This is a genomic window from Brachybacterium sp. 107 (assembly GCF_052379725.1).
Taxonomy (GTDB): Bacteria; Actinomycetota; Actinomycetes; order Actinomycetales; family Dermabacteraceae; genus Brachybacterium.
Genome location: NZ_JBQSYW010000046.1, coordinates 1 through 629 on the forward strand (window position 1 = coordinate 1; position 629 = coordinate 629).

Below are 629 nucleotides of genomic sequence, written 5' to 3' on the forward strand. Positions count from 1 at the left end.
GGTGGTGTCAAAGCGTGGAAGCAACATGGGGTTCGCCGGCCAGTAGTCGGGCGAAGGCTTCGGTGGGAGTGAGGAAGCCCAGCCGACGGCGGGGTCGATTGTTGATCTCCTCGGCGATGGTCGTGAGATAGGGCTGGTGGTCCGGGATCACCGTCCCTTTGGGGAGGTACTCCCGGTAGAGCCGGTTCGTGTTCTCATTCGAAGGCCGCTGCCACGGGGAGTGGGGGTCGGCGAAGTAGACCGGCATGTCCGTGGCCAGGGAGACCTTCGCGTGCTGCGCCATCTCGCTGCCCTGGTCCCATGCCAGCGACGCCTGCATCATCCGGGGTAGCTCGGTGAAGTACTCGATGACCGCATCCGCGGTGCCCTCGGCGTGCTTCGAGGGCAGGGCGAGCAGGCCGGTGAACCCGCTCATCCGCTCCACCAGCGTCGCCGCGCACGAGGACCCGTTCTTCCCGATGATCAGGTCGCCCTCCCAATGCCCGGGTACCCGCCGCTGGGCCGCGTCCTCGCCCCGTTCCGCGATCGGGACCATCCCCACGATCGGACCACCGCGCGTCCGGCCGGTGGTGCGGTGCCGGCGCTTGGTCCGCTTGGACTGCAAGAAGATCCCACGCTTCGCGAGTTCC

At 67.7% G+C, this 629-nt stretch carries 1 protein-coding gene; it reads right to left on the reverse strand.

Going from position 1 to position 629, the window contains the following annotated elements:
- Positions 1-7: 7 nt before the first annotated feature.
- Positions 8-629: IS30 family transposase (locus tag ACT3UL_RS19210; protein WP_444580000.1), on the reverse strand; the 622-nt coding region annotated here is incomplete at its 5' end.